This is a genomic window from Bhargavaea ginsengi (genome assembly GCF_900109165.1).
GTDB lineage: Bacteria > Bacillota > Bacilli > Bacillales_A > Planococcaceae > Bhargavaea > Bhargavaea ginsengi.
Genome location: NZ_FNZF01000013.1, coordinates 1 through 6,412, shown reverse-complemented (window position 1 = coordinate 6,412; position 6,412 = coordinate 1). Strand labels below are relative to the sequence as shown.

6 protein-coding genes and 1 rRNA gene are annotated in these 6,412 nt (G+C 55.7%); all 7 read left to right on the top strand.

Going from position 1 to position 6,412, the window contains the following annotated elements; genetic code table 11:
* Positions 1-265 precede the first annotated feature (265 nt).
* Complete coding sequence (gene cysK, locus BMX91_RS15600; protein ID WP_092056275.1) at positions 266-1,189, top strand: cysteine synthase A; 924 nt, start codon at positions 266-268, stop codon at positions 1,187-1,189.
* A 157-nt stretch (positions 1,190-1,346) separates the two neighbouring features.
* Complete coding sequence (gene folP / locus BMX91_RS15595; RefSeq protein ID WP_092056272.1) at positions 1,347-2,201, top strand: dihydropteroate synthase; 855 nt, start codon at positions 1,347-1,349, stop codon at positions 2,199-2,201.
* On the top strand, positions 2,201-2,569 hold the full coding sequence (gene folB / locus BMX91_RS15590) for a dihydroneopterin aldolase (protein ID WP_092056270.1): 369 nt from the start codon (positions 2,201-2,203) through the stop codon (positions 2,567-2,569). Before folP ends, folB begins: the two co-directional genes overlap by 1 nt.
* Positions 2,566-3,081 carry a 2-amino-4-hydroxy-6-hydroxymethyldihydropteridine diphosphokinase gene (gene folK, locus BMX91_RS15585; protein WP_092056268.1) on the top strand — a complete coding sequence of 172 codons (516 nt, stop codon included), beginning with the start codon at positions 2,566-2,568 and terminating at the stop codon, positions 3,079-3,081. Before folB ends, folK begins: the two co-directional genes overlap by 4 nt.
* A 57-nt stretch (positions 3,082-3,138) precedes the next feature.
* Positions 3,139-4,155 carry a tRNA dihydrouridine synthase DusB gene (gene dusB / locus BMX91_RS15580; RefSeq protein WP_092056265.1) on the top strand — a complete coding sequence of 339 codons (1,017 nt, stop codon included), beginning with the start codon at positions 3,139-3,141 and terminating at the stop codon, positions 4,153-4,155.
* Positions 4,156-4,308: 153 nt separating this feature from the next.
* Complete coding sequence (gene lysS / locus BMX91_RS15575) at positions 4,309-5,799, top strand: lysine--tRNA ligase (RefSeq protein WP_092056263.1); 1,491 nt, start codon at positions 4,309-4,311, stop codon at positions 5,797-5,799.
* 383 nt (positions 5,800-6,182) lie between these two features.
* Positions 6,183-6,412: ribosomal RNA gene (locus BMX91_RS15570) — 16S ribosomal RNA — on the top strand; the annotation flags it as partial.

Here is a 6,412-nt window from a genome sequence, read left to right as displayed (position 1 = left end):
CTTAAAAAGATGACTCCGGCACAATACCGGAGTCATCTCATCGCCGCATAAGCAGGGTCTTTTATTAAACTGTCCGCTTTATAGGGTTCGGTTCACATGCCTGCTGGCGTGCTTTTTTATTTGCGGTATTCCGCCCTGTTCTGCTGCTTGAATAAAGGAGGAAAGGCGGAGAGTGTGGAATTGTACAGATTGACACCTTTGCGCATACATTGTTATCATGTAGGAAATAAAGCCTATTAGATTAATAGGGATTGGAGTGACGGGGATGAAAACACGAGTAGGAAATTCGATTACAGATCTCATTAATCAGACGCCACTGGTGAAAGTGAACCGCCTGACCGGAGAAAATGATGCGGACATCTACCTGAAGCTGGAGTACTTCAACCCGGGCAGCAGCGTCAAGGACAGGATTGCGCTTGCGATGGTCGAGCAGGCTGAAAAGGAAGGCAAGCTGCAGGAAGGCGGCACGATCATCGAGCCGACAAGCGGCAACACGGGGATCGGCCTGGCCATGGTCGCGGCGGCAAAAGGCTATAAGACTGTCATTGTCATGCCGGACACAATGAGCATGGAACGCCGGAACCTTCTCCGCGCGTACGGAGCCGAACTCGTGCTCACGCCGGGAGCGGACGGCATGAAGGGCGCCATCGCCAAGGCGAATGAACTGGCAGATCAGAATGGCTGGTTCCTGCCTCAGCAGTTCGAGAACTTCTCGAACCCTGAAATTCACCGCCTGACGACAGGCCCGGAAATCGCTGACTCCCTTGACCGGGTGGATGCGTTCATCTCCGGCATCGGTACAGGCGGGACCATTACCGGCGCAGGCGGCGTATTGAAAGAACGCTTCCCTGAAGTGAAGATCATCGCAGTCGAGCCGGAAAAATCCCCGGTTCTGTCCGGCGGCCAGTCCGGCCCTCACAAAATCCAGGGAATCGGTGCCGGCTTTGTTCCTAAAGTACTGGATACAGATATCTATGATGAAATCATCCAGGTATCCGATGAGAATGCATATGATACAGCCCGCAAGGCCGCACGCCAGGAAGGCATCCTCGGAGGAGTCTCGTCGGGCGCAGCCATTTATGCGGCTCTTGAGACCGCGAAAAAGCTGGGCAAGGGCAAGACGGTCGTCGCCATTCTCCCGTCCAACGGCGAACGCTACCTGAGCACACCGCTTTATCAGTTCGACTGATCACCATACCAAACAATGAAAAAGGGGGCTCCGGCCCTCTTTTTTATTTTGTGCGTTTTCCGGATGTTCCGGCTTCACTATGGAAAAACAGTACCGGTCCGCTGTAAGATGAGGAGAAGAGCGGCAGGGAGCCGCAGTGAACTGGAGGTATGGCAGCATGGCATTCAACGGCAGCGATGGCCGCTATCAGCTCGGCGGCGCATCCATGGACTTCAATAAAGAAACGGTGATCATGGGAATCCTGAACGTGACACCTGACTCTTTTTCCGACGGAGGGCGGCATAATGGGACGGACGAAGCGGTCCGCAAAGCGCTCCAGATGAGAGACGAAGGAGCGAAAATCATCGATGTCGGCGGCGAGTCAACACGGCCCGGACATACCGTCATCTCGGTGGACGAGGAACTTTCCCGGATCGTCCCGGTGATCGAACGGCTAAAGGACGAGGAAGGCATCTGCCTTTCGGTCGACACGTACAAGGCGGAAGTGGCAGAGGGTGCGCTCGATGCGGGCGCACATATCATCAATGACATCTGGGGAGCCAAGCGGGAGCCGGACATTGCCAAACTTGCCGCGGAGCGCGACGTCCCGATCATCCTCATGCATAACCGGGAAGAGGAGCCATACCGCGATTTCTGGCCGGATGCGAAGGCGGACCTTGAGGAAAGCATCAAAATCGCAAAGGATGCCGGTGTCAGTGACCGCAACATCTGGCTGGACCCGGGCATCGGATTTGCCAAGACAACCAATGAGAACATCCTCATGATGCGGCATCTTGATGATCTCGTCTCGATGGGCTACCCAGTGCTGCTCGCCACATCCCGCAAGCGCATGATCGGCAATATCCTGGACCTTCCGGTGGATGAGCGGATGGAGGGCACGGGTGCGACAGTCTGCTATGGAATCGACAGGGGCTGCCACATGGTCCGTGTCCATGACGTGAAGGAAATCGGTCGCATGACGCGGATGATGGACGTGCTGACGGGCAAGGCTGCATATAAAGGAGACTTGTGATGGACTACATTCACCTGCACGAGATGCAGTTCTACGGCTACCACGGCGCGCTGCCGGAGGAAACGAAAATCGGCCAGCGGTTCACGGTGTCGCTGTCCCTGGCCGTCAGCCTGGAAGAGGCAGGCCGCACGGATAATCTGGATAAGACCGTGAACTACGCGGAAGCGTATACGGTCGTGAAAGAGATTGTGGAAGGAGAACCCGTGAAACTGATCGAGGCGGTCGCGGAGCGGATCGCATCGGCGATTCTGAAGGATTTCGGGGGCAAGGTCGGGGGATGCCGGGTACGCGTCATCAAGCCCGATCCCCCGATCCCGGGCCATTACCGCGCAGTCGAAGTGGACATCACGAGAGGGCGGTTCTCATGAACATCGCCTATCTGTCCGCCGGTTCCAATATGGGGGACCGGGAAGTTTACCTGCGCGAGGCGGCAAGCCGGCTAAACGGCCTGCCCGGCACAGAGCTGGACCGCCTGTCTTCCATCTACGAAACCGATCCGGTCGGCTACGAGGACCAGGGCGCATTTCTCAATATGGCGTTCCGGCTCCGCACATCGCTCGGCGCGGAGGAACTCCTGGATGCGTGCCTCGGAATCGAGGCGGAGATCGGCCGCGTGAGGACGATACGCTGGGGTCCCCGGGTGTGCGACCTTGACATCCTGCTGTTCAATGATGAAAATATGGAAACGGAGAAACTGACCGTCCCGCATCCGCGCATGCATGAGCGGGCGTTTGTTCTCGTGCCGCTCCTTGAAGTGGAACCGGGTCTTGCGGATACGCTCAAGCAACGCTTTCCCGGCTTTCCGGAAGTCGATCTCGAGGGCGGAATCAAGCTTTACAGACAGATTGATGGACCGGCCGCTTTTCTTCAAAGCGAATAAGCAGGTTTCCCTATACAGCAATTTGTCCTGAATCCGGGCAAGGCAGGAGGAAATGAAATGAACAAAACACGCAAGCCGTTCAAGATCGGGGACATCACGATGGACAACCGTGTCGTCCTCGCTCCGATGGCGGGCGTCTGCAATTCCGCGTTCCGCCTCACCGTTAAAGAATTCGGCGCGGGCCTCGTGTATGCCGAGATGATCAGCGACAAGGGTATTAATCAGCGGAACGAAAAGACGATGGAAATGCTGTACATCGACGAGCGCGAATACCCGCTCTCGCTGCAGATCTTTGGCGGCGATAAGGAAAACCTCGTCGAGGCGGCAAGATATGTCGACAAGTATTCGAATGCCGACATCATCGATATCAATATGGGATGCCCGGTCAACAAGATCATTCGGTGCGAGGCGGGGGCCAAGTGGCTGCTCGACCCGGACAAGATCCATGAGATGGTGTCCGCCGTGGTAGGAGCCGTCGATAAACCGGTCAGCGTCAAGATGCGCATCGGCTGGGATGAAGACCATCTCTATGGTGTCGAAAACGCAAAGGCGGTCGAAGCAGCCGGCGGAGCGGCGATTGCCGTCCATGGCCGCACGCGCGTACAGCTGTACGAGGGAGAGGCGGACTGGAACTGGATCCGCAAGATGAAGGAAGCGGTGGATATCCCGGTGATCGGCAACGGTGATGTCCATACCCCGGAGGATGCCGGGCGCATGCTGGATGAGACGGGCGTGGACGGTGTCATGATCGGCCGGGCCGCTCTCGGAGACCCGTGGATGATCTACCGTACGGTCAAGTACCTGGAAACCGGAGAACTCATCGGGATGCCGTCCGTAAAGGAGAAGATCGATGTCTGCCTGCTGCATTTCGACCGCCTCGTGAAGCTGAAAGGCGAATACGTCGCGGTACGGGAGATGCGCAAGCACGCATCGTGGTACCTGAAGAGCATCCGTGGCAATGCCGGAATCCGCAAAGGCGTCAACCAGGCGGAGACCGAAGATGAGCTGAAGACGCTTCTACTTGGTTTTGCCAAGGAAATGGAGAACGAACCGGCTGCCGCAAGCGCAGTCTGACTATGTCGGGCCGCCGCTTTTGTGGCGGCTTTTCTATTTTGGGGGCGCGTAGAGATTTCAGCCGGATAAATATATGTGAAGAAACAGCATGGATTGTGTACAATGAACGCATGACTGTAAACCTGTGCACGGACTGACAAAGGAGAGGAAGACATGTCGCACCTGGACGAATTAAATGACCAGCTCGTGGTCAGACGCGAGAAAATGACAGAGATTAGAGAAAAGGGACTGGATCCGTTCGGCTCCCGCTTTGAGCGGACGCACCTGACGTCCTGCATCAAGGAAGACTTCGGTGAGAAAACGAAAGAAGATCTGGAGGCGGAATCATACGAAGTGGCGATTGCGGGCCGGATCATGACAAAGCGCGGAAAGGGCAAAGCCGGTTTTGCGCACATCCAGGACCTGGACGGCCAGATTCAGATCTACGTCCGGAAAGACGACGTCGGCGAGGAAGCCTATGAACTGTTCACGGGAGCAGACCTCGGAGACATCATCGGCGTGACCGGCACGGTGTTCCGTACGAAGGTCGGCGAACTTTCGGTTCGGGCAACCAGCTTCACATTCCTGACCAAGGCGCTCCGCCCGCTGCCGGACAAGTTCCACGGCCTCAAGGATGTCGAGCAGCGTTACCGCCAGCGCTATCTGGACCTGCTTACATCCGAGGAAAGCAAAGAGACCTTCATCACACGGAGCAAGATCATCCGCTCGATCCGCCACTATCTGGACGGACAGGGCTATCTGGAAGTCGAGACCCCGATGCTGCACAGCATTGCGGGCGGAGCCGCAGCTCGCCCGTTCATCACGCACCACAACGCCCTCGACATGGAACTCTATATGAGGATTGCGATCGAGCTTCACCTGAAACGCCTGATTGTCGGCGGTCTGGAAAAGGTATACGAAATCGGTCGCGTCTTCCGGAACGAAGGCATCTCGACACGCCACAACCCGGAATTCACGATGCTCGAACTGTATGCGGCATATGCCGACTACAACGACATCATGGAGCTGACCGAGAACATCATCTCCAATGCCGCGCAGGAAGTGTTGGGCACGACAACAGTGACTTACGCCGGAGAAGAGATTGACCTGTCCCCGGGCTGGAAACGGGTACACATGGCGGACATCGTCAAGGAATTCACGGGTGTTGACTTCTGGAAGCAGATGACGAAGGAAGAAGCGCAAGCTCTTGCGAAAGAACACGGCGTCGAAGTGAAGCCGACGATGGAAGTCGGCCACGTCCTGAATGAATTCTTCGAGCAGAAAGTAGAGGAAGAGCTTGTCCAGCCGACATTCGTCTACGGGCATCCTGTTGAAATCTCTCCACTCGCGAAAAAGAACCCGGACGACGGGCGGTTCACAGACCGTTTCGAACTGTTTATCGTGCGCCGGGAGCACGCGAACGCATTTACTGAGCTGAACGACCCGATCGACCAGCGTGAGCGCTTCGAGGCGCAGATGGTCGAGAAGGAGCAGGGTAACGACGAGGCGCATGAAATGGATGACGATTTCATCGAAGCGCTTGAATACGGCATGCCGCCGACAGGCGGACTCGGCATCGGTATCGACCGGCTGATCATGCTGCTGACTGACTCCCCGTCGATCCGCGACGTCCTTTTGTTCCCGCAGATGCGTAAAAAAGACTAATGGTTTCCGCCTGTTTTCCCTCGGGGAATGACAGGCGGTTTTTGTTTTACCCGGCAGCAACATCCCGTACTGAATTGCCCATTGAAATGAAACATTCCGACTATGATATTTGGGCTTGCGCAGTTCATTTGGCGGTGGTATAGTTATCAACGTTGCGTTTCCGAGAGAAACAAACAAGAAAGAAAAAAGTTATAAAAAGTTGTTGACTCGAAGTTGACGGCGTGTTATATTAGTAAGGTCGCTGTCGAACAACAGCAACAAACAATGAACCTTGAAAACTGAACAGCAAAACGCTGATGAACGAAGTTCCCGGAACCCGACCCCGTCGGGTGAACGGAACGAATGAAATGCCAGTTTTAAAGTATGAGCTTACTCATACTCTCTTTATGGAGAGTTTGATCCTGGCTCAGGACGAACGCTGGCGGCGTGCCTAATACATGCAAGTCGAGCGGATGAAGGAGAGCTTGCTCTCCGGATTCAGCGGCGGACGGGTGAGTAACACGTGGGCAACCTGCCTGTAAGATCGGGATAACTCCGGGAAACCGGGGCTAATACCGGATGGTTCCTTCCTCCGCATGGAGGAAGGCGGAAAGACGGTTTCGGCTGTCACTTA